This is a genomic window from Microbacterium sp. (assembly GCF_032084865.1).
GTDB lineage: Bacteria > Actinomycetota > Actinomycetes > Actinomycetales > Microbacteriaceae > Microbacterium.
This window is the reverse complement of the sequence record NZ_DAMDLU010000219.1, coordinates 1-2,796: the sequence shown is the minus strand read 5'-3', so window position 1 is coordinate 2,796 and position 2,796 is coordinate 1. Positions and strand designations below refer to the sequence as shown.

General features: G+C 70.9%; 3 protein-coding genes and 1 pseudogene. 2 read left to right on the top strand and 2 right to left on the bottom strand.

Annotated features, from left to right (window positions below; all coding sequences use genetic code 11):
* Positions 1–206, bottom strand: a pseudogene (locus RT309_RS14635) (DNA topoisomerase IB); the annotation flags it as partial.
* Positions 119–694: a hypothetical protein gene (locus RT309_RS14630; RefSeq protein ID WP_313358208.1), complete on the bottom strand. Its 576-nt coding sequence runs from the start codon at positions 692–694 to the stop codon at positions 119–121. The gene RT309_RS14630 and the pseudogene RT309_RS14635, both read right to left, overlap by 88 nt.
* 179 nt (positions 695–873) lie before the next feature.
* Here RT309_RS14630 and RT309_RS14625 point away from each other — a divergent pair, with 179 nt between their 5' ends.
* On the top strand, positions 874–2,364 hold the full coding sequence (locus RT309_RS14625) for an MATE family efflux transporter (protein WP_313358206.1): 1,491 nt from the start codon (positions 874–876) through the stop codon (positions 2,362–2,364).
* A gap of 165 nt (positions 2,365–2,529) precedes the next feature.
* Positions 2,530–2,796: hypothetical protein (locus tag RT309_RS14620; protein WP_313358204.1), on the top strand; the 267-nt coding region annotated here is incomplete at its 3' end.

Sequence of the window (2,796 nt, the reverse complement as noted above, 5' to 3'; positions counted from 1 at the left end):
CCGCCGGTGCGGAGTCGGACGTCGTCGTTGATGTCGGCCGCGCGAAGCGGATGCCAGGCGGCGGTGTGCGTGGTGTCGTCCTGCCAGCTCAGCAGCAGCGAGCGGCCACCGCGGCGCTTCAGGCCCGCGATGAGCCCCGCGAGGTCGGCGTCGTCGATCTCGGATTCCCAGGGCTGCCCGCTCTTGCCGGGGAAGCGCAGCTCCACGACGCGGCCGCCGCGGACCCGCGCAGGGTGACCAGCCCGATGCTGCCGTGCGCTCTCGCGTACTGCTCCGAGCCGACACGCAGCAGGGCCGAGTCGAGCATCCGGAAGGCGCCCGCGAGCAGCCGCGGCCGACCGAACCCGTCGGGGCGCAGGTCGCGGGTCACGCCGCGCCGGGCGGCCGGAAGCACGTCGGCGAGCTGCAGCATGCGATCGAACTTCTCGCGCGCCATCCGCTCGTGCCAGGCCGGGTGGTAGATGTACTGGCGCCGGCCGGCGGCATCGACCCCGGTCGCGAGGATGTGCCCGTTCGCGTAGGGGCACATCCACACGTCGCTCCACGCCGGCGGCACGACGAGCTCGCGCAGCCGCGCGAGCATCTCGGGGTCGTCGACCGCGGCCCCGTCGGCCGCCAGGAACCGGTATCCCCGGCCGTGACGCACGCGCCGGATGCCGGGGGCGTGCGGATCGCTTCGACGCAGGCGGGTCATGTCTCCGGACTACCCAACCGGAGCGGTCGCGGGCAAGCCCCTGGCGGCGCGACACGGAAAGGAATAGATCTGCCCGAGTCGACCCGGTCGAAACGATTCGATACACTGTTTCCCGCGGCGCCGTGACGATCCACGGTGCCGCCGTCTTTTTGCCGGCATCCCTCAGCCCCCGGATCATCATGGCCACCACCCTCATCACCGGCCGCCCTTGGCGCGTCATCCTGCTCTTCTCCGTGCCCCTGCTCATCGGCAACGTCGTGCAGCAGCTCTACCAGTTCGTCGACACGATCGTCGTCGGACGCCAGCTCGGCGTCGACTCGCTCGCGGCGGTCGGCGCGACCGGCAGCCTGATCTTCCTCATCATCGGCTTCGCGTGGGGTCTCGCCAGCGGGTTCGCGATTCCGACCGCGCAGGCGTTCGGTGCGGGGGATGCCCGAGGTGTGAGCCGCTCGGTGGCCACGGGCACGCTGCTCACCGGTGTCACCAGCCTGATCCTCACAGTGCTCGGGCCGCTCATCGCGCGCCCGTTCCTCGAGCTGCTGCAGACGCCGCCCGAGCTGCTCGCCGAGGCGACGACCTTCACTCGGGTGACGTTCATCGGCGGCAGCACGATCATGTTCTTCAACTATCTGGCCGCCATCATCCGGGCGATCGGCGACTCGACCACGCCGCTGGTGTTCCTCACCATCTCGTGCGGGCTGAACGTCGGGCTCGTGATCCTCATGGTCGGACCGCTGGGCTGGGGTGTCGCCGGGGCAGCGCTGGCCACGGTGATCGCGCAGGCCGTCTCGGTGCTGCTCTGCCTCGGATACCTGTTGCGCAAGCTGCCCGTGCTGCACGTGCACCGTGATGACTGGAAGGTGCGCCACGCCGACGCGCTCGAGCACCTGCGGCTCGGTCTGCCGATGGGATTCCAGGCATCCATCATCGCGATCGGCGCTCTCGCCGTGCAGGTGGCGCTGAACACGCTCGGCGCCGATGCGGTCGCCGCGTACACCGCGGCATCCCGCATCGACGGACTCGCCGTCGCCCTTCTCGCCTCGCTGGGACTCGCCTCGTCGATGTACGCCGCGCAGAACCTGGGCGCGCGCCGCCCCGACCGCATCCGCCGGGGCACGGTCCAGGCGCTGTGGATGGCGATCGCCACGTCGGTGCTGCTCGGCGTGATCATGATCGCGTTCGGCGCCTCGGTGGTGCGGCTGTTCGTCGGCGACGGATCCGAACGGGTCGTCGAGCTCGCCCACCAGATGCTCATCATCAACGGCGTGAGCTACGCGGCCCTCGGCGTGCTGTTCGTGCTGCGCGGCGTGCTGCAGGGTGTCGGCCGGGTCGCCATCCCCACCATCACCGGCGTGGTCGAGCTGATCGCACGCGTGGTCGCCGCCGTCGCGCTGGGCGCGGCCTGGGACTTCGCGGGCGTCGCGCTCAGCAATCCACTCGCGTGGATCGGCGCGGTCGTGATTCTCGTGCCGGCGTACCTCTCCGCGCATCGGGCCTTCGGCCGCCTGCCGGTCGAGCCGGTCGAGACGACCCTCACGACGCCCATCCCGGTGATCGGTCCGACGGAGGGATCGCGGATGGTGGATGCCGTGTTCACCGCCCCCGTGCCCGTCGTCGTGGGCCGGTTGAGCGCGCTGCGTCTTCCCCGGAGCAGGCGGCGGACGCGCTGAGCGATCACCTGCGGGAGATGTGCGCGAGTCATCCGTCAGGATGATGCCGAATCGTTCCCGTGGGCGATGCACGAACGCGATCTTCGCGCGTAACGTGGCTGGCACGAGCACGCCGCGATGCGGCGTGCGGGTGACCGGGGGGTCGGGGAAATGTCCAGTCTTGCAATGGCCAACACGTTGGCAGCAGTGCTCGTGCCGATCGGCAGTGCGGGTGCGGTTCTCGCCGTCGTCTGCGCGCTCGTGACCGCTTTCGCGCTCGCGCGCGGCGCGGCAGGGCTGGTGGGGGGCGGTGTGGGCGTCTGGATCCTGGGGGCGATGCTGAGCCTGTGCGCATCGTTCGCCACGGTGTGGACGCCGGTCTTCGTGTCGGTGGGCGCGCTCGCCGCCGCCTTCGTGATCGGGGGGCTCGCGCGGACTCTGCTGCGCGGCATC

Bases quoted from the DNA above. Each gene is read 5' to 3' on its own strand.
- RT309_RS14630 (WP_313358208.1), bottom strand. From the start codon at position 694: ATGACCCGCCTGCGTCGAAGCGATCCGCACGCCCCCGGCATCCGGCGC.
- RT309_RS14625 (WP_313358206.1), top strand. From the start codon at position 874: ATGGCCACCACCCTCATCACCGGCCGCCCTTGGCGCGTCATCCTGCTC.